Here is a 19,144-nt window from a genome sequence, read left to right as displayed (position 1 = left end):
GCTGATGGTCAGCGCGCTTCGATGACGCTCGGCCCCTCGGGCGTCGCCCGCACCCGCAGCTGCGCGGGGATCTGTTCCTGCATCGCCTCGACATGACTGATCACGCCGACCGTGCGCCCCCCCTGTCGCAGCTCGTCGAGGGTGCGCATCGCGACATCGAGGGTGTCGCCGTCGAGCGAACCGAAGCCTTCATCGATGAACAGCGTGTCGAGTCGGATGCCGCCCGCCCGCGCGGTGACGACCTCGGCGAGGCCGAGCGCGAGGGCGAGAGAGCTCAGGAAGGTCTCGCCCCCGGAGAGCGACTGCGCGGGTCTACTCTGTCCGGTGAACGCGTCGAAGACGACGATCCCGAGACCGGAAGCCGCGCCCCGTGCGGCGAGCGCGTCGGAATGCTGCAGCTGGTATCGCCCGGTCGACATGTCGCCGAGTCGGCGGTTGGCGGCCTCGACGATCTCCTCGAGCTCGGCGGCGAGCACGAAGGTCTCGAGCGTCATCTTCCGCGTGTTCGCCCCGCGGCCGGCGATGGTGTCGGCCAGACCCCGGATCGTCTCGAACGCGGCGGACTCCTCTGCGGTACGCGCGTGCTCCGACGCGGCAGAGTCGATCAGCCCGCTGAGCCGCTCCGCGGTGCCCGCTGCGCGCGCCGCCTCGTCGAGCGCTGCCGTCCATGCCGCGCGGGCGGTGGCGGCGGCGAGTTCGACCGGCGCGAGATCGATGAGCTCGTCCGGCAGCATCCGGAGTTCGAGGTCGAGCAGGATCGCACGCTCCTTCTCGCGGCGCACGACGTGCTCGGTGATCCGCGCATCGAGCGCCACCTGGGAGGCTTCGGAGCGAAGAGCTCCCTCTGCCGCCGCCGGGTCGGCGAACACGGATGCCGCGAGTGCCTCCTGCTGCTCCCTCTCCGCGTCCCGCACGGCGGTTCCGCGGCGCGCATGCTCGGCGATCGCGTCGGCGAGGACGCGCGCGGCCGTCACCTGGACCGTCGATGCCGCCAGTCGCTCCGCAACACTGGACGCGTCTCCGCGGGCCTCGGCGATCGCCGCCTCCGCGTCGGCGTTGCGCTGAATCAGAAGCGCGCGCTTCTCGCGGGCCGAGACCAGCTCGGCCGTGTCTGCGACGTGCGCGGTCTCGAGCTGCTGTGTCCGCGCCACGAGCTCCTGCAGTCTCGCGTCGAGCACGCGCTGACGTTCCGCGGCGGCGATGCTCTCCGCGTGCGCCGTCCTGGCCGCGTCGCGCTCGGCGGCCGCCTGGTCGGTGGTGCGACCGTCCGCACGAGCGACCGCGGCGGCGAGCTCGGCACGCACGGTCGATGCCGACGCCGTGGCGGCGCGTTCCCGCTCGGCCGCCTCATCGCGGACGCGCTCGGCGCCGGCGATGTCTTCTGCGGAGACCGGGTCGGTGTGCGGTGCGGGTGCGGGGTGCTCATGCGCGCCGCATACCGGGCAGGCTGCCCCGTCGGAGAGCCCCGATGCCAGCTCTCCGGCGAACCCGTCGAGTCGTCGCGCACGGAGGCTCGCGAGGATGTTCTGTGCGTCGGCGTGCGCGGTGGTGGCCTCGGCGAGGGCGCGTTCTGCGGCCTGCTGAGCCGCTTCGAGCCGCGCGGCCTCCTGGCTCGCGGCCCAGCGCGCCTCGGCCGCGTTCGTCGCCGCGAGAAGGTCCGGTGCCCGGTCGGCAGCTCGCCGTGCCTCGTCGCGCGCCGCGGTGAGTTCTGCGAGCTCGGCCGGAGCCGCCGCGCGTGCGATCTCGGCCACCTCGATCCGAGCCTCCACCGCGACGATGTCGGCGTCGGCACGCTGCAGCTCGGCGCGGAGCGTCGGCGCCTCCTCTTCCAGAACACGTGCCCGCTGCCACGCGCCGATCTCCGCGGTGCGCTGAGCGACCCAGTCGTCGAGGTCGTCGGTCGTGATGCCGAACACGTCCCAGGCGGATCGAGCGGTCTGCAACGCTTCAGCCGCGTCGGCGAAGGCGCGGCGGGCTCGTGCGGCCGCATGGATGGGCCCCCGGAGGATCTCCGCCGAGCGCGCGTTCGCCAGTTCGTCGCGAGCCTCCGAGATCTGCGGTTCCTGGTCATCGAGCAGCTGGAGCGCCGTGCGGGCGCGCTCGCGCTCCGCCTGGTCGCGGCGCTCCTCGCGCGCGGCGGCGAGTGCGGTGTCTGCCGCGGCCGAGCGCTTCTCGGCCTCGTCGCGCTCGAACGCCCGTCCCTCCGCGCGGTAGTCCGCTCGGGCCCGGGCCCGGCGGAGCTCGGCGAGACGCTCATCGGTCGACGGCGTGCGGCCGGGGGCCACAGCATCCGGCTCCTGTTCCGACGCCGCCGAGTCCTCGGCATCACCCGTGAGATCCGCGCTGCGGACGAGCCGCTCGGCTTCCTCGAGTCGGGCCGTGACCGTCGCGGTCCTCGCGCCGAGCGACTGCTCCGCGGCGCGTCGGCGCTCGTCGAAGCGCGCCTGCACGTCTTCGAACCGCTGCGTGCCGAACAGTCGACGCAGGAGCGTCTGGCGATCCTTGCTGTTCGCGAGCAGGAATTCGGAGAACCGGTTCTGCGCCAGCAGGATCACCTGCAGGAACTGCTCCCTGCTGAGCTGGAGGATCTCATCGAGGTCGTTCGCCACGTCGACCGCACGAGCGGAACGGCCGACCCAACCCGCATCCGTCCACTCGTCGAGCCCGACGGCCGCGGCCTGCTTCGTCAGCCCCCCTCCGCGCTTGGCGGGGCGCAGGTATTCCGGCGACCGCGTGACCCGGAAGCGACCGGTCGGGGTGCTGAATTCGACCACGACCTCCGACAGGTCATCGGGGCCGGAGTGGTCGCTGCGCAGCCGCTTCTCCCCGCCGTCGTACCGGGGAACACCGCCGTAGAGCCCGAAGCACACCGCGTCGAGGATGCTCGACTTTCCGGCCCCGGTGCGCCCCGCGATCAGGAAGATCCCGTCATCCGCGAAGGCATCGAAGTCGACGACCTGGCGCGACCGGAACGGGCCGAAGCCCTCGACCTCCAGACGGTGCAGCCTCATCAGACGAGGGCGTCTGCGCGCACACGCTCGTCGAGCACCTCGCGGATCAGCGCGGTCTCGGTCTCGGTCGCTCCGTGTCCGGCGCGCACGTGCTCGAGGAAGGCCTCGACCCGCTCGACGTCCGTCACCGCGGCTCGCAGACGCTGCGCGTACGAGCGCTGCTCCTTCTCGGGGGTCGCCACCGGTTGGTGCTGCACCATGGCGCAGAACGGGTAGCTCTCGCGGAGTCGACGCATCGGCTCGGTCTGCGGCAGGGCATCGGTGTAGATCGCGCACACCCAATCCGCGGAGTGCATCACGACGTTCTCGGAGGCGAGGATCTCGTCGAGCGTGCCGGTCAATGTCACGAGGCGTCGCGGCACGGGCAGGTCGAGCCAGTCGACCGCGGCGAGGCCGCCGGCGTCGAGGTCGATGAGCCACGAACCGCGCGGCTTGTGCTGCTCGCCGAAGCTGTAGTGCAGCGGTGCCCCCGCATAGCGGACGCGCTCGCTGAGCTGCTGCCGGCCGTGGATGTGGCCGAGCGCCACATAGTCGGGGCCGTCGAACACGCCGAGCGGCACGACGTCGAGCCCTCCCTGACGGACTTCGCGCTCCAGTCCTGCCGTGGCGTCGACGCCGGCAGCGAAGCAGTGCGCGATCGCCACCGAACGCCCCGGGTTCTCGCTCATGCCGGCACGGACGAGCTGCATCGCGTGAGCCATGGTCTGTGCCTGTGTGCGCAGCTGCCGGCCGTCGGAGTCGCCCTCCGGCCAGTGCTGACGCACGATCGCCGGCTCGAGGTAGGGGATTCCGAAGAACTGCACCGGACCGTCGACGTCGTCGACGGTCACCGGGGTGCCGATCGCGAGCGGGTCGGTGAGCACGTGGATGCCCTCGCGCAGGAGTCGAGCCTGGAACCCGAGTCGGGCGGCGGAGTCGTGGTTGCCACTCGTCACGATCACGGTGGCGCCGGTTCCGTGCAGCGCGACGAGGGCGTCGCCGAGCAGCGTGTACGCCGCCGCGGACGGCGTGGCCGAGTCGAACACGTCGCCGGCGACGATCACGACATCGACAGCGTTCTCGCGAACCTGCTCGGTGAGCGCTCCGAGCACCTCGGACAGCGCGTTCATGGTCGATGAGCCATGGAAGGTGCGGCCGATGTGCCAGTCGGAGGTGTGCAGGATGCGCATACTCACACGGTACGAACGACCACCGACATTCGGCCCCAGGCGTGCCGCAGCATCCGTTCCCGACTGCCGAATCAGCCGGGAACGCCCTGTCCGGGAGCGGAAGATCCCCTGACCCACCCTCGTCATGACGATCGACACGTGGTGATGCCTGGTGCGCTGTGCGCTTTCACCGGTGCGGTGTGCGGGGCTGCGCGATGCGAGATCCGGGCTGCCCTCCGCCCTCCGGTTGTGCCGGGAAATGCCCCTCCCGGCTGGGGGTGTGCCCGCTTCGTCGTGACTACCGACTTCCGCTCCGCTCCGCTCCGTCAGTCCTTCAGATCGTGGAGCCAGTTCGCCTGCTGGATCCGGTTGTCGAGCTCGCGCAACTCCTGCGCGACCGCATCGGCCCTCGTGCGCAGCTCCGCGACCGGAAGCGCGGAGATCTTCCGCAGCTCCGACCTCATCTGGCGCGCGAAGCTGTCGTTCGATCCGGATGCCGCGGCGGCGGCATCGGCCAGCAGGGAGTGCTGCAGACGCAGCACATCGCGCGCGGCGAGCGCATCCGTCATCGTGCCGTCCGCCCCGAGGTCGAGCCGCGCGTTCGTGGCGTTGATCCGCCGGATCAGGTCGCGCAGCTGCTCGAGATCGGCATCGGCGTCGACGAGCAGGGCTGCGGCGTCCTCGGCGGGCTCCTCGCCCTCCTGGTAACGCGCGTTGGCGGTGATGCGAGCGCGCAGCTGCTCGATGCGGCGCTGCAGATCGGCTCGGGCGGTCAGGGCCTCTGCGAGTTTCATGCGTTCATCCTGACAGTGCCGGCGCGTGTAACACGACGTCACACGCGCATCCGGTCATCGAGTCCGCAGCAGGTGCGCGTGCTCGGGATGCGCGCTGAACCAGTCCGCGACGTACCAGCACACGGCGTCGACCTTGCGATCACCTCGGGCGAGCAGGTCCGCGACCGCACCGGCGGTGACCGTCCCCGCATAGCCGTGACCGCGAAAAGTCGGGATCGTGAAGGCTCGCGTGAGAGCGACGGTGCTCCCGTCGTCACGGTAGTCCAGCACGCTGACCACCTTTCCGTCACGGGTCAGGGTGTACCGCGAAGCATCCTTCTCATCGGTCAGCAGGAAGCCGTCGGCGAGCGTCGAAGTCGTCATCTCTCCACGGTACGCCCGCCGCACGCGGGTGTCGCCGTTTTGACACGGGCCGACATGATCGGACATAATCCCCCCATGACCACCAACGCACGCCCTTTGTCCGCCCAGGAGGCGAACGGGACTGCCGGGATGATGATGCCCGGTCGCGTTGGCATGTGTTGCCGAATGTGTAGCTGAACGACCAGCCACCCCGCACGACCCGTGAATCGCGATCTGTGATCACCGGGTCTCCGAGCATCCACCCTTTGCTCGCCCTCCGGCCCCGCCCGGTCATTCCTGCAACGCATCAGAGCCCCGCCGGCTCATACGTCCAGAGGACTTCATCATCATGTCGAACACCGCACTTCTCGAGCGTCCCACTGCCACCGCCGTGATCAACACCACCCCGCAGCCCGAGCCCACGGCTCCGCTCTCCGGCGCCACCGCCGACCTCCCCGCCGTCCGCTCGCCGCGCGGCTTCGCCCTCTACGTCGGGCTCGACGAGATCAAGGCTGCGGAAGCCGGCGTGAGCCTCCCGCTCCTCGTCGACGCCCTGCGCCGCACTCTCGCCGAGCTCGCTCCCGGCGCCGAGACGCACGCCACGGTCGCCCTCGCCCCGCACGGCTCCGGCGGTCGCGACCTCGACGTCGTGCGCCTCGCCCTGCAGGAGCCCGGCGCGATCGCCCGGACCAAGGCCGCGGCCGAGGAAGAGGTCGCCGATGTCGAGGGCGGCGTCGTCGTCGACATCTCGCGCAAGCGCGTGCTGATCGACGGAGAATCCGCCGCCTTCACCTACAAGGAGTTCGAGCTGCTGCAGTACCTCGTGCTCCGCGAGGGCCGCACGATCGAGCGCTCGGAACTCGTCTCCGCGCTCTGGCAGGCGCAGGACGACGAGACGCCCGGCGAACGGACAATCGATGTGCACGTGCGCCGCCTGCGCGCCAAGCTCGGCCGCTACGAGGACATCGTGCGGACGGTGCGAGGCATCGGCTACCGGTTCGACCGGCACGCCGACGTCGTGATCCGCTACGGTCACGGCACCCCCTCCCCCGACCGGTTCTGATCGCGGGGAGCCCCCTGTCGGACACCCGACGTAGGGTGGGCGCATGACGATGACCACGGATGCCGGAGCGGCCGATGCCGTGACTCCCGGGGCTCCGCGGGAGACCGTCTACCGTCCGTCTCATCCGCTCGATCTCCTCCGGACGGTGGGGATGCTCCGCCGCGGGCGGAACGACCCGACCACGGTCATCGACGGCGGCGTCATCTGGCGGGCGCTCCGCACGCCGGCCGGCCTGGCCACGCTGGCGCTGCGAGCGGTCGGCGACGAGGTCCGCGCCTCGGCGTGGGGACCCGGAGCCGGAGAGGCGCTCGAGCGGGTGCCGCGGCTCTGCGGCTCCGACGACGACCCCTTCGGTTTCGACGCCTCCCTGCATCCGCTCATCGCCGACGCCGCGCGCCGCAATCCCGGCCTGCGGCTCGCGCGCACCGATGAGGTGTTCGACGCGCTCGCCTGCGCGATCCTCGAGCAGAAGGTGACGGGCATGCAGGCGTTCGGCGCCTGGCGCTTCCTGGTCTCCCGTTTCGGGGAACGAGCGCCCGGTCCGGCCCCGCGCCCCCTGTTCGCCGCGCCCCCGGCCTCCGTCTGGCGTCTCATCCCGTCGTGGAAGTGGCAGCGCGCCGGAGTCGAGCCTCCGCAGTCGCGGACCATCGTGCGCGCAGCGCAGCGGGGCGACAGCATCGAGCGCGCCCTGCGCTCCGCGGCGACCGGCGACGAGCGCGATCGCGTGCTGACGAGCCTTCCCGGCATCGGGGTGTGGACGTCGGCCGAGACCCGCATCCGCGCGCTCGGCGACCCGGATGCCGTCAGCGTCGGCGACTACCATCTGGCCCACCAGGTCGGCTACGCGCTCACCGGCACACGCACCGATGACGACGGGATGATCGCGCTCCTCGAGCCCTGGGCGGGACACCGTCAGCGGGTCGTGCGACTGATCTACGCCAGCGGAGTGATGGAGCCGCGGCGCGGCCCGCGTCTGGCCCCGGAAGACCACCGCGACCGCTGATGCCTGCTCGCGCAGAGCACGGCCTAGGCTGAGAGCATGAACGCTCGCCGCCGCACCGGTCTCCGCCTGATCGTCACCGTCGGGCTGCTCGTACTCGGCGTGGTCGTCGGACTGATCCTGCAGAACGTCTGGCTGGGCGTGGTCCTCGCGGCGATCGTCTGGCTCGGGTGGTTCCTGGGCTACGAATCGCGGCGCGGACACAACGCCGGCGTGAACGACGAGGACAACGGCGTCGAGCTCTGACCCCGCGGTCGACGCCGAGGTCGGCACCGGAGCCCGACCAGGCTCAGTAGTACACCGCCATCGGGCCGGTCGGCCCTGGGACGACCCGGACCGGGGTCTCGAAGACGCGCGTCAGCACCTCGTCGGTCATGATCTGCTCCGGCGGACCGAACTCCACCACGGCTCCGTCCTTCATCGCGCAGATGTGGTCGGCATAGTGACCGGCGAAGTTGATGTCATGCAGCACGATCACGATCGTGCGCCCGAGCTCCTCGGCGGCCCGACGCAGATGCTGCATCATCTGCACCGCGTGGCGCATGTCGAGGTTGTTCAGCGGCTCGTCGAGCAGCACGAACTCGGTGTCCTGCGCGAGCACCATCGCGACGTACGCGCGTTGACGCTGCCCACCGGAGAGCTCGTCGAGATAGCGGGACTCGAGCGGCCCGAGGTCGAGGAAGTCGATCGCCCGGCTCACCACGGCCTCGTCGGCGCGGGTCAGTCGTCCGCGCGAATGCGGGAACCGGCCGAAGCCGACGAGCTGGCGCACCGTGAGCCGGGTCACGAAGTGGTTCTCCTGCCGCAGGATCGAGACGATCTTCGCGAGGTCGGCGGAGCGGGTCGAGGCGACGTCGTACCCGGCGATCTCGATCGATCCGGCATCCATCCCGTTCAATCGGCCGATCATGGTCAGGAGCGTCGACTTGCCCGCACCGTTGGGGCCGATCAACGCGGTGATGCCGCCGGCCGGGATCTCCAGGTCGACCGGACCGATCGCGACCTCGCTGCTGTAGTCACGGCGCACGCCGTCGAGTGCGATCACAGTCGCCCCTTCCTGAGGATGACGATGAGGAACACCACACCGCCGACGAGTTCGATGAGGATCGACACCATGCCCTGCGCGTAGAAGACGTTCTTCATCACGAACGAGGCACCGGCGAGGATCGAGAATGCGGTGAGGACCGCCACGGGGAAGATCAGTCGGTGGTCGTGGGTGTCGGCGAACTGATAGGCCAGCGTGGCGACGAGGAATCCGAGAAAGGTCATCGGTCCCACGAGAGCGGTCGATGTCGCCATGAGCACCGCGACGAGGAACAGCACGATCATCAGCTCTCGGCGATGGTCGAGACCGAGCGATCGCGCGGCGTCCGGACCGAGAGACATCAGGTTGAGCCGCCGCGCCCGCATCCAGATCAGACCGGACGCGCCGACGCAGAGCGGGATGGCCAACGGCAGATAGGAGGGGTCCGCGTTCGAGACGTTGCCGAACAGACGAGCGGCCAGCACATCGAACTCGCTCGGTGTCAGCAGGCGCTGCATGAACGTGGAGATCGCACCGAGTCCTCCGCCGATGATGATGCCCACCAGCAGCATGATCTGAAGATTGCCGTACCGACCAGAGAGCAGCCAGCCGTACAGCGCCATGGCGAGGCCCACCATGATCGCGATCTGCAGCCCGAACTGCCCCACTCCCTGGATCGCCACGAGCCCGGCGACGCCGAACAGATACACGGTCGTGGTCTGCACGACACGGTACAGCGACTCGAAGCCCATGATCGACGGGGTGATGATGCGGTTGTTCGCGATCGTCTGGAAGGAGACGGTCGCCACGGCCTGGGCGACCGCCACGACGGCCATCACCGCGACGTTGGTCGTGCGATGCTTCGCGATGCGCCAGAACCCGTCACTACCGAAGGGCATCGGGTTGTCCCAGAGCAGGACACCGGCGCCGGACACGAGAGAGGTGACGGCCAGGACGCCGAGCACCACGAGGTATCGGCGCCGCGCGCGCCCGCTCACGAACGCTCCGGACGAGCGGCGGTCGGGGCTGCTCAGGCCGCTCGCGTCGGCCTCGATCGCCGCCCTAGCCACGACGGCGCTGCCGGAGCAGGAGGAGGACGAAGACGACCGCGCCGACGATGCCCAGGATGAGGGAGACCGGGATCTCGAACGGCATGATGATGGTCCTTCCGATGATGTCGCAGACCGTCACGATCGCGATGCCGAGCAGGCACACCCACGGCAGGTTGCTGCGCAGATCGTCGCCTCGGATCATCGCGACGATGTTCGGCACGATGAGCCCGAGGAACGGCAGATTGCCGACGACCACCGTGACCACGCCGGTCGCGATCGCGATCAGGACGGTGCCCAGCAGGATGATCCGGTTGTAGTCCACGCCGACGTTCGTGGCGATCTCCTCGCCGAGTCCGGCGATCGTCAGCCGATCCGCGACCAGGAAGACGACCACCGCCACCACCGCGACGATCCAGAGCATCTCGTACTGTCCGCGCAGCACCGCGGTGAAGCTGCTGGCGAACCACACGCCCAGGTTCTGCAGCGAATCGGTCGCGAGGGCGAGATAGGTCGACACGGCACCGATGACCGCACCGAGCATGATGCCGATGATCGGGACGATGAGGGACGATGCGAGCGACACCCGGCGGAGGAAGGCGAAGAACACCATGGTGCCGACGAACGCGGCGATCACGGCGCCGAGCATCCGCAGCGGGATCGAGGGCTGCGGCACGAGCACCATCACGGTGAGAAGTCCGAGGCCCGCCCATTCGGTCGTGCCCGTGGTGGTGGGTTCGACGAAGCGGTTCTGCGTGAGGAGCTGCATCACGAGGCCCGACATGGCCATGGCCGCGCCCGCGAGCACGAGCGCGATCGTGCGCGGGACGCGGGTGATCTGGAACATCTCGCCGCCGTCGGCGGCACCGGCGATGTCGTAGACGCCCGTGAAGAGGGAGACGACGAGGAGCGCGGCGACGGCGAGCACGCCGAGCAGCAGCTTCACGTCGAACAGCCGACCCGCCGTGCGGATCGGCTCGCGAGGAACAGTGGTGGTGTCCATGAGAGGTGAGGCGGCCTCCGGAGCTCTCCGGAGGCCGCCGACGTGTCGCCGGGTCAGGCGCTCTTCTCGAGCGCGTCGGCGAGGTCGGTGAAGAACTCCGTGTAGGTCTGGATGCCCTCGTTCAGGTAGGTGTCGGTGGGCAGGTAGACGATCTGGTCCTGTGCGACCGCGGTGACGCCCGCGAGCGCTTCCGAGCTCTCGAGGATCTCGGCCGCCTGCACGTAGTCGGGGGTCTCGTCCGCGAACACGGCATCGCGATCGAGCACGAGCATCCAGTCGGGGTTCGCCGAGGCGATCGCCTCCACCGAGATCTCATCGCCCTGGTGGTCCTCACTCGCATCCTCCACCTCGAGGGCGGGGGTGAGACCGAGGATGTCGTAGACCGGTCCGAGCGAGCGACCGACGGTCGGAGCGAGGTAGCCGATCGCGCCGCCCGACGTGTTGACGGCCATGACGGTGTCGGCGTCGTCGTAGGCGGCCCTCGCACGCTCGATGGCGGCCTCGAAGTCGTCGACCAGCTTCTTCGCCTCCTCCTGCTTGCCGAAGATCTCCCCGAGCACCGTGGTCTGCCGGATGAGCTCCGCGTCGAAGGACTCCCCCTCGCGGGGCTCGAGGTCGATGATGGTCGCATCGGGAACGAGGTCGGTGATGGCGGCGTTGTGCTGCGTGAATCGCTGTCCGCTGATGATGAGGTCGGGTTCGACGGCGACGATCGCCTCGAGATCGGGTTCGCTGTGCAGACCGATGTCGATGATCGCGTCATCGTCGACGTACGAGACGGTCTCGGGCATCAGGGAGACCGCAGCCGCCGAGAGATCGACGCCCCAGTCGGAGAGCGTCTGGAAGGTGCGGTTGTCGAGGGCCACGACGGATGCCGGCGGCGTGGCGATCTCGTGCTCGCCGGAGTTGTCCTCGATGGTCACGGTCGACGCGGCGGGCGCGGACTCGGCGTCATCGGCACTGCCGGAGGCGCATCCGGCGAGGGCGAGGAGACCGACGAGACTGGCGCTCGTGGCGGTGAGGGTTCTGGGCATGGACATGGAGAGGCTCCTGTTCTGCGGGGGGGGTGTCGCGCTCCGACGGCGCCGGCGTGGAGCGAAGTAAGGGCATGCTTACCTCGCTCCAACATAGGTTAGCCTTACTTTATGAGTGAGATGCAAATCGGATTCTCCATCGAGCGCCGCGGACTCGATCTGCGCTTCCGCATGGCCGCGTTGACCGCCCGCGAATGGCTCGCCCCGGGCTACGTGCGCGTCCGCCTCTCCGGCACGGATCTCGCGGGTTTCGACTCCCCCGGCTCCGACGACCACATGCGACTGTTCTTCCCGACCGGGCCGGTGTCTTCCGTGGAGGAGCTGCGCGCGGCACCGAGCCGCGAGTACACGCCGCTCGCCTGGGGCGAGGACTGGCTCGACGTCGAGTTCGCTGTCCACGGCGACGCCGGAGTCGCTGCACCGTGGGCGGCGACGGCGCCGCTCGGCTCCCCGATCGGCGTCGGCGGCCCCCGCGGTTCGGCCGTCCTGGTCGGCGCTCCCTCCTCCTGGTTCCTGGTGGGCGACGAGACGGCGATCCCCGCCATCCGCCGTTTCGCCGCCCTCATTCCGGCGCAGGCGACGGCGCGCATCGTGATCGAGGTCGCCTCGGCCGGGCATGAGGTCGAGATCGACGCTCCCGTCGAGGTCGCGTGGCTGCACCGCGGTGACGCGCCGTCCGGGTCCGCGCAGATCGCATTCCTCGACGGCCTCACCGACGACGACACCCGCGGCGACGACCCCTTCGTCTTCATCGCCGCGGAGCAGTCGATCGTCAAGTCGGGCCGAGCACTCCTCGAGCGCTGGGGCGTGGACACGGCGAAGGCCGTCGTGAAGGGGTACTGGAAGCGCGACGAAGCGGAGTACCACGCTCCGCACTAGTGCCGCTTGCGCGCTCCTGGAAGACTGACCGCATGGCTCTCCTCGATCACCTGGGCATCACCGTCGCCGACCTCGAGCGCGGCCGAGCGCAGTTCCATCCGGTCCTCACCGCGCTGGGCTATCGGAGCGGCGGCGAGGACGACCACTCGATCTCGTGGAACAACGGCGACGAGACCGAGATCATCCTCTACGCGTGGGATGAGACCTCCGAACCGCACCGGCACGGTCGGATCGGGTGGCAGCACCTCGCGTTCGCGATGGACTCCCGCGACGCGGTCGATCGACTGCATGCCGTCGCGCGGGAGGCCGGGTGGTCCGCCGTGCGCGCCCCGAAGGAGTACCCCCGCTACACCGACCGCTACTACGCGTCGTTCGTCGAGGACGCCGACGGCATCCGCATCGAGTTCATGCACAACCCGCCGCGCGATCCCGCGTGACTGCCTGAACGCCCGCTCCGACACCACGGATTCGAAGCTCGCAGGACTCGACCTCGAGGTGCACGCGCTCATGTCGCACACCGTCGGCGACGATCGCGACGGAGCGCGGCCCTCGGCAGTCGGGTCAGAGGATCGGCGCGACCTCGGCCTCGACCGTGCGATCGGTGAACGCCGTCTTGGGCACGAACACCAGCGCGACCGCGGCGACGAGTGCTGTCACGCCGCACACGATCCATACCGTGAAGTATCCGGCGAGCGACCCCGCAGTCCCCTCGGCTCCACCGGCCGTGGTGGCGACACCGTGGAGGAGCGCGATACCGAACACGCAGGAGGCGATCGCGCCACCGACCGTCTTGACCGAGTTCGTCAGTCCGGTGGCGACTCCGGTCTGCGACGCCGGCGCGGCGGACGCGGCGGCGGCGGGCAGCGCGGCGACGAGAGCACCGGATCCGAGCCCGACGATCACCATGTTGGTGACGACCTGCGCGTAGGTGTCGTGGTTCGGCAGGAACAGCAGGAAGCCGAGCCCGACCAGGACGGACGCCCCCATGAGAGTGAGACGCGGAGAGAGCCGGCGGGCGAACATCGGGAACGTCAGCGCACCCCCGATCATCGCGATCAGATAGACGCCGATGATGAGCGAGGTCGCGAACCCGGTCGTGCCGAGACCGTATCCGTAGACCGCCGGGTCGGTACGGGCGAAGGTCGACAGCGGAGCCTGCGCGCCCAGCACGCTGACTCCGAAGAGACCGGCGGTGAGGAAGACCGGGCCGAGGGCGGGCGAGCGGAACATGCGCACGTCGATGAGCGGATCGACGTGGCGGAGTTCCCACAGCACGAAGGGGATGACGAGCAGGAGTCCGAGGAGCACTACCGCCCACGACCAGGGGTTGACGAGTCCGCCTTCGAGACGCAGCAGGCTGAGCCCGCCCGTGAAGCACACGAGTGCGAGGGAGATGAGGATGAGGCCGACCGTGTCGAACACGCCCCCGGCCGGCTCCGGCGACTCCTTCACCCCGAGCAGGATCACGAAGAAGCAGACCACGATCAGGACGGCGGGCACCAGCAGCACCATGGTCAGCGGCAGGGCGTCGATCAGCGCGCCGCCCACGAGAGCACCGATGATCGCGCCACCCTCCAGCGCCGCGACCAGGAGCCCGGCGGCCTTGGCGGTGATCGTCGACCGGCCCTCCATCCGCCGGGAGCGCGACCAGATCAGGGCGATCTCGAGCGGCAGCCAGACCACGTAGAAGCCCATCAGCGCCCACGCCACGAGGAACACCTCGAACGAATCGGTGAACGGCAGGACCAGGGCGGCCGCCGCCGTGAGCGCGGTCGAGATGAGCAGCATCCGCTTGTGACCGACCATGTCGCCGAGCTTCGCGAACGCCGGGACGACCAACGCGGAAAGCATGAGCTGGGCCCCCTCGAGCCAGTTCACGTCCGCGTCGTGGATGCCGAGGTGCCGTGCGATGTCGGAGAGCATCGGGGTGTAGTACCCCTGCAGGACACCGCTCGTGAACTCGACGAAGGCGAGGTACCCGACGACGGCCGCGAGGGTTCCCAGTGTCCGCGTGCGCGTCATCGCGTCTCCTGCTCATCGCTCGGCCCCTGAGCAGTTCGAGGGGCGGGTGAGATCACCCTATAGCCGTTCGAGAAGGGCGCGATGGAATCGCTCCCCGCGCTCCAGCGCGACCACCTCGACGTTCTCGTCGACACCGTGGATGGACGCGCGCTGCGCATTCGACATCTCGAGCGGAGCGAAGCGGTACACCGCGGGCGAGAAGCGGTGGAAGTGCCGCGAATCGGTCGCCGCCATCATCACGTACGGCACCGCCGGAACCCCGGGATGCGACACGGCGAGCGCGTCGGCGAGCAGCGCGAACTGCGCGTTCTCGGTCGACGACTCCGGGGACGGCTCGCTCGCCTCGATCACCTCGACGGAGACGAGCGGGTCGCGGATGCGCCGACGCACGCGCAGCACGGTGCGCTGCGTGGTCTCGCCCAGCGCGATCCGCAGGTTCACGGTGGCAGATGCCTGCGAGGGCAGCACGTTGGCCGCGGTGCCGCCGGACTGCAGGGTCGGGGCCACCGTGGTGCGGACGAGCGCCGCCGGCTCCCCACCGAGCAGGGCGAACAGCCGGGCGGTCAGCAGAGGCGCGGAGCCGAGCAGACGCAGCAGGTACCGCGCGGGCGCCGGGGTCTGATCAGCCAGCCGCGAGAGCATGCGCAGCACGGCGGTCGAGGCCCGCGGGCGGAACGTGGTGGGGCCGAGCCGGTCGACCGCACGGGCGATCCGGCGGACGGCGGTCAGCGACGGCGGCGCGGAGGCGTGCCCGCCCTCGCCCCGTGCCGTCAGCCGCACGGTCAGGACGCCCTTCTCGCCGACGCCGATCATCGCGGCACGGCCGGGAACGAACGGCAGCGGCGCATCGACCACCGCACCGCCCTCGTCGACAACGAGCCACGGCACGATCCCGCGCCCGCGCAGCACCGCCGCGATCTCCTGGGCGGCGTGGCCGTAGGTCTCCTCGTTGCCGCCGAACGACAGGTACACGTCGCGCGCCGGCACGAATCCGTCGGCCAGCAGGTTCTCGACCGCCTCCATCACCACGATCAACGGACCCTTGTCGTCGAGGGAACCGCGTCCGTAGACGATGCCGTCGGCGATCACCCCGGCGAACGGCGGGTACGTCCAGGCATCGCTCTCGTCGACCGGCACCACATCGAAATGCGCCATCAGCACGAGCGGACCGTCCGAGGCCGCACCGCGCCCCCGCCAATGGAAGAGCAGACCGAGATCGGTGTGCCGCTCGAGCGACAGCTCCGCGTGGATGCGTGGGTAGAGCTCGGCGAGCAGGGCGACGAAAGCCTCGAACGGCTCGGCGCCGCGCTGCTCACGCTCCGCCGAGACCGTCGGCAGTCGGATCATGCGGGAGAGCCGCTCGTCGATACCGGGGCGCACGGTGGGTGAGGTCACGGTCGTCATCGTAGCGAGGGTGGGTGGGCGGGTTCGAGGTCCCGCCAGGAGGACAATGGAGCGGTGAGCCTGTTCGCCTTCGCCCCGTCCCCGGGGCCGCGCTGGCCGCTCGCCACTCAGGCGGCGCTCGGTATCGCGGTGCCGATCGCGGTGATGACGCTGCTCGGAGAGGCGTCGCTCGGATACGTCGCGGCCTCCGGGGCCTTCACGGTCCTGTTCGCCGGTTCCGCCGCGGTCGTCGACCGGGCACGGGTTCTGCCCTTCGTCGCCGCGGGACTCCTGGCATCCGCCGCACTGGGCGCGCTGACCGCCGGCGACGACCTGCTCGCCGGCATCGGTGTCGTCGTGGTCGCCGTCGTGAGCGCGGCGCTGTCGTTCGGGTTCCGCCTGGGACCGCCCGGACCGCTGTTCTTCGTACTCGTCTTCGGGCTGTCCGGCCACGTGCTCGACACCGGCGCGATCAGCCCGGTCCGCTACCTCGCGGCACTCGCGTCCGGATGCCTCTTCTCCTACCTCGTCGCGATGACGCCGCTCGTGCTCGCCCGCACCCGCGCCACCAGGGCGCGGCCGCTGCGCGAACTCCTGCCCGGCCCCGCCCTGACCGCCGACTCCCGGCTGCTGCTGCTCCGGGTGGCGATCGTCGCGGTGCTCGGCGTCCTGCTCGGCATCGTGATCGACCCCGAGCGCACCTACTGGATCGTGGGCTCCGGCATCGCGGTGATCGGCGTCGCTGCGGCGCGCCGAGCGGCACTGCACCGAGGCATGCACCGGATGCTGGGCACCGTCCTCGGCGCCGGACTCTACCTCGTCCTCTCCCTGCTGCATCCGGGCGGGCTGTGGCTCGCGGTTCTGCTCGGCGCGCTGCAGTTCACGATCGAGCTCGTCGTCGTGCGCAACTACGCCCTGGCCCTCGTGTTCATCACGCCTCTGGTGCTGCTGCTGACGGGAGCGGCGACCGGATCCATCGGTTCGACCGACATCGCGATCGAACGCATCATCGACACGGTCGTGGGGGCCGCGCTCGGTGCGGCCTCCGGGATCCTGCACCCCCGGCCGGGGAACAGCCGGCCGTAGGAGCCGGTTGCACCCGACGAGACGCGGGCGCGTCCGGGAAGGCTCCGATGGAACTGACGCTGGTCACCTCGTCGTTCTGCGGCGCGTGCGCGCGCACGCGTGCGGTGCTGAGCGACGCCGTCCGTTTCCTGCCCGATGCGACGATCACCGAGATCGACGTCGCTCGCGACCCCGAGCGGGCGGAGGAGCTCGACATCCGCTTCACGCCCACCGTCATCATCCGCGATGACGCCGGGGCCGTCGTGTTCCGCGCCGAGGGCGTGCCGACCGTTCCCCAGGTGCTGACAGCGGCCGTCAGGGCGCTTCCCGACTGACCGTCGCCGGCGCCCCGGAACCCCTTGCGGCGCCGGTGCCCCCGGCGCAGAATGAGCGTGCGCGGCCGCGCCCGGCGGCCCCTCCAGGAGCACTCATGGCGAACCTCAACCCGTACCTCTCCTTCCGCGACGATGCCCGCCAGGCCCTGGAGTTCTACCAGGGTGTGCTGGGCGGTGAGCTCGAGATCACCGAGTTCGGGGCGTTCCCCGACATGGTGCAGGACGCGAGCCAGCACGACCTCGTCATGCACGGCCAGCTCACCACACCCGACGGCCTGGTGCTGATGGCGTCGGACACGCCGAACGGCATGCCCTACCAGGCGCCGCAGGGCTTCTCCGTGTCATTGAGCGGCAACACCCAGGCCCGCACGCGGGAGATCTGGGATCTCCTCGCCGACGGCGGAACCGTGACGATGCCGCTCGAGGTGCCGCCGTGGGGCGGCACGTTCGGCATGCTCGTCGACCGCTTCGGAATCGCCTGGATGCTGCACGGCGACCCGGAGTGAGGCCTCCGACCGCGTCTAGGCCTGCGGGCGCAGGGCGTGCGCCGCGATGAACGACCGGAGCACGTGCTCGTCGTCGGCCATCTCGGTCACGTGCTGCGGAGCATCGAGCATCTGCCGGAGCTCCGGCGAGTAGTCGAGCTCGACACCGATCGCCTCGTGGATCGTCTCGGCGAACTTCTGCGGCTTCGCGGTCTCGAGCACGAGCATCGGCACGCCTGCTTCGAGATTCTCGCGCGCGACCTTGACGCCGTCCGCCGTGTGCGGGTCGATGGTCTCCCCGACCGTCTCGTACACCGAGCGGATCGTCGCGAGACGGTCGTCATGCGTGCTGGTGCCGCTGATGATGCCGAACTCGCCGGCGAACCGCGACTGCTCCTGCGTGAAGTCCACGAAGCCCTGCTCGTCGAGCTCGTGCCAGGCGGAGACGACGCGCTGCGGATCACGGTCGACGAGCTCGAAGATGAAGCGCTCGAGGTTCGACGCCTTCGAGATGTCCATGGACGGGCTCGACGTCGCGAGCGTCTGGGCGGCGCTGCGCGGGCGGTAGATGCCGGTGCGGAAGAACTCGTCCAGCACGTTGTTCTCGTTCGCGGCCAGCACGAGGCGTCGGATGGGCAGCCCCATCTGCTTCGCGAAGAATCCGGAGAGGATGTTCCCGAAGTTCCCCGACGGCACGGTGAACGACACCTCGGTGGGTCCGTCGGCGTCCGTCGCCCGCAGCCAGGCCCAGAAGTAGTACACCGTCTGCGCGGTGATGCGCGCGAGGTTGATCGAGTTCACGGCGCCGAGGTGCTGCGAGCGCTTGAACTCGAGGTCTCCGGCGAGGTGCTTGACGAGGTTCTGGCAGTCGTCGAAGACGCCCTCGATCGCGATGTTGTGGACGTTGTCCTCGGCGAGCGAGAACATCTGCGCGCGCTGGAACGTGCTCATCCTCCCTTGCGGGGACAGCATGAACACCGACACCCGATCCTTGCCCCGGAGGGCGTGCTCGGCGGCGGAGCCGGTGTCGCCCGAGGTCGCTCCGAGGATGTTGAGGACCGAGTCCTTGCGCTCCAGGATGTACTCGAGCACCTGCCCGAGGAACTGCATCGCCATGTCCTTGAACGCGAGCGTCGGCCCTTCGGACAGGCCCACCAGCGTGATGCCGTCGCCGATCGAGCGCAGCGGTACGACGCTCTCCGGGAACGGCGCGTACGCGGCCTCCGTCATCCGGGCGAGGTCCTCCCGAGGGATGTCGGTGGCGAAGAGCCCCAGGACCTCGGTCGCGAGCTGCGGGTAGGTCAGCGCACGCCAGCGCTCCAGCGTCTCCGCGCTCACGGTCGGCATCTCGGCGGGGACCGCGAGCCCGCCGTCGGGCGCGAGGCCCTCCAACAGCGTCTCGCTGAACGGCTGCGGCGTCATGCCGCCGCGGGTGGAGATGAACTGCACGTTGGCTCCTCGGATCGGGACTCGGCGTCCTTCATTCTCTCAGGCCCGGATGCCCGCG

General features: G+C 70.0%; 19 protein-coding genes. 8 read left to right on the top strand and 11 right to left on the bottom strand.

Going from position 1 to position 19,144, the window contains the following annotated elements:
* Positions 1–8: 8 nt before the first annotated feature.
* The 4 genes from ACWA14_RS03085 to ACWA14_RS03070 all read right to left on the bottom strand — a co-directional run bounded on the left by ACWA14_RS03085 (position 9) and on the right by ACWA14_RS03070 (position 5,316).
* The gene (locus ACWA14_RS03085; protein ID WP_463796011.1) at positions 9–3,011 is read right to left on the bottom strand and encodes an AAA family ATPase; all 3,003 of its coding nucleotides are present in this window, start codon (positions 3,009–3,011) and stop codon (positions 9–11) included.
* Positions 3,011–4,180, bottom strand: coding sequence for an exonuclease SbcCD subunit D (locus ACWA14_RS03080; RefSeq protein ID WP_463796010.1), 1,170 nt, complete (start codon positions 4,178–4,180; stop codon positions 3,011–3,013). The genes ACWA14_RS03085 and ACWA14_RS03080 overlap by 1 nt, the downstream gene beginning before the upstream one ends.
* A gap of 305 nt (positions 4,181–4,485) precedes the next feature.
* Positions 4,486–4,953, bottom strand: coding sequence for a DIP1984 family protein (locus tag ACWA14_RS03075; protein ID WP_463796009.1), 468 nt, complete (start codon positions 4,951–4,953; stop codon positions 4,486–4,488).
* A gap of 54 nt (positions 4,954–5,007) precedes the next feature.
* Positions 5,008–5,316 carry a GNAT family N-acetyltransferase gene (locus ACWA14_RS03070; RefSeq protein WP_463796008.1) on the bottom strand — a complete coding sequence of 103 codons (309 nt, stop codon included), beginning with the start codon at positions 5,314–5,316 and terminating at the stop codon, positions 5,008–5,010.
* A 328-nt stretch (positions 5,317–5,644) separates the two neighbouring features.
* Between ACWA14_RS03070 and ACWA14_RS03065 the strand changes: the two genes are divergently transcribed.
* From ACWA14_RS03065 to ACWA14_RS03055, 3 genes are read left to right on the top strand one after another with little or no spacing between them, the layout of a single operon-like run.
* Positions 5,645–6,358, top strand: a complete 714-nt coding sequence (locus ACWA14_RS03065; RefSeq protein WP_463796007.1) for a winged helix-turn-helix domain-containing protein — start codon at positions 5,645–5,647, stop codon at positions 6,356–6,358.
* Between the two features lie 43 nt (positions 6,359–6,401).
* Entirely contained in the window at positions 6,402–7,361 is a 960-nt protein-coding gene (locus ACWA14_RS03060; protein ID WP_463796006.1) for a DNA-3-methyladenine glycosylase family protein, read from the top strand.
* Between the two features lie 36 nt (positions 7,362–7,397).
* Complete coding sequence (locus ACWA14_RS03055) at positions 7,398–7,604, top strand: hypothetical protein (protein ID WP_463796005.1); 207 nt, start codon at positions 7,398–7,400, stop codon at positions 7,602–7,604.
* Positions 7,605–7,647: 43 nt separating this feature from the next.
* Here the strand turns inward: ACWA14_RS03055 and ACWA14_RS03050 are convergent, their stop codons facing one another.
* From ACWA14_RS03050 to ACWA14_RS03035, 4 genes are read right to left on the bottom strand one after another with little or no spacing between them, the layout of a single operon-like run.
* Positions 7,648–8,403: an iron ABC transporter ATP-binding protein gene (locus ACWA14_RS03050; protein ID WP_463796004.1), complete on the bottom strand. Its 756-nt coding sequence runs from the start codon at positions 8,401–8,403 to the stop codon at positions 7,648–7,650.
* Complete coding sequence (locus ACWA14_RS03045) at positions 8,400–9,452, bottom strand: iron chelate uptake ABC transporter family permease subunit (protein ID WP_463796003.1); 1,053 nt, start codon at positions 9,450–9,452, stop codon at positions 8,400–8,402. The genes ACWA14_RS03050 and ACWA14_RS03045 overlap by 4 nt, the downstream gene beginning before the upstream one ends.
* A complete protein-coding gene (locus ACWA14_RS03040) occupies positions 9,445–10,434 on the bottom strand; it encodes an ABC transporter permease (RefSeq protein ID WP_463796002.1) in 990 nt (329 codons plus the stop codon). Before ACWA14_RS03040 ends, ACWA14_RS03045 begins: the two co-directional genes overlap by 8 nt.
* 53 nt (positions 10,435–10,487) lie before the next feature.
* Entirely contained in the window at positions 10,488–11,474 is a 987-nt protein-coding gene (locus tag ACWA14_RS03035) for a siderophore ABC transporter substrate-binding protein (protein ID WP_463796001.1), read from the bottom strand.
* A 105-nt stretch (positions 11,475–11,579) separates the two neighbouring features.
* Here ACWA14_RS03035 and ACWA14_RS03030 point away from each other — a divergent pair, with 105 nt between their 5' ends.
* Complete coding sequence (locus ACWA14_RS03030; protein WP_463796000.1) at positions 11,580–12,347, top strand: siderophore-interacting protein; 768 nt, start codon at positions 11,580–11,582, stop codon at positions 12,345–12,347.
* A gap of 32 nt (positions 12,348–12,379) precedes the next feature.
* A complete protein-coding gene (locus ACWA14_RS03025) occupies positions 12,380–12,784 on the top strand; it encodes a VOC family protein (protein ID WP_463795999.1) in 405 nt (134 codons plus the stop codon).
* A 124-nt stretch (positions 12,785–12,908) separates the two neighbouring features.
* On the opposite strand, the gene ACWA14_RS03020 is transcribed toward ACWA14_RS03025, so the two are convergent.
* Both ACWA14_RS03020 and ACWA14_RS03015 read right to left on the bottom strand, forming a co-directional pair.
* Positions 12,909–14,369, bottom strand: a complete 1,461-nt coding sequence (locus ACWA14_RS03020; protein WP_463795998.1) for an MFS transporter — start codon at positions 14,367–14,369, stop codon at positions 12,909–12,911.
* A gap of 57 nt (positions 14,370–14,426) precedes the next feature.
* The gene (locus ACWA14_RS03015; RefSeq protein WP_463795997.1) at positions 14,427–15,764 is read right to left on the bottom strand and encodes a M20/M25/M40 family metallo-hydrolase; all 1,338 of its coding nucleotides are present in this window, start codon (positions 15,762–15,764) and stop codon (positions 14,427–14,429) included.
* Between the two features lie 63 nt (positions 15,765–15,827).
* Here ACWA14_RS03015 and ACWA14_RS03010 point away from each other — a divergent pair, with 63 nt between their 5' ends.
* The 3 genes from ACWA14_RS03010 to ACWA14_RS03000 all read left to right on the top strand — a co-directional run bounded on the left by ACWA14_RS03010 (position 15,828) and on the right by ACWA14_RS03000 (position 17,658).
* Positions 15,828–16,838 carry an FUSC family protein gene (locus ACWA14_RS03010; RefSeq protein ID WP_463795996.1) on the top strand — a complete coding sequence of 337 codons (1,011 nt, stop codon included), beginning with the start codon at positions 15,828–15,830 and terminating at the stop codon, positions 16,836–16,838.
* 47 nt (positions 16,839–16,885) lie between these two features.
* Entirely contained in the window at positions 16,886–17,152 is a 267-nt protein-coding gene (locus tag ACWA14_RS03005) for a glutaredoxin family protein (protein ID WP_463795995.1), read from the top strand.
* Positions 17,153–17,247: 95 nt separating this feature from the next.
* Positions 17,248–17,658: a VOC family protein gene (locus tag ACWA14_RS03000; RefSeq protein ID WP_463795994.1), complete on the top strand. Its 411-nt coding sequence runs from the start codon at positions 17,248–17,250 to the stop codon at positions 17,656–17,658.
* 15 nt (positions 17,659–17,673) lie between these two features.
* On the opposite strand, the gene thrC is transcribed toward ACWA14_RS03000, so the two are convergent.
* Positions 17,674–19,086, bottom strand: a complete 1,413-nt coding sequence (gene thrC, locus ACWA14_RS02995; protein WP_463795993.1) for a threonine synthase — start codon at positions 19,084–19,086, stop codon at positions 17,674–17,676.
* Between the last annotated feature and the right edge of the window lie 58 nt (positions 19,087–19,144).

It is taken from the genome of Microbacterium sp. TW_SC_2 (genome assembly GCF_055361165.1).
This window is presented reverse-complemented; position numbering and strand designations above follow the sequence as displayed.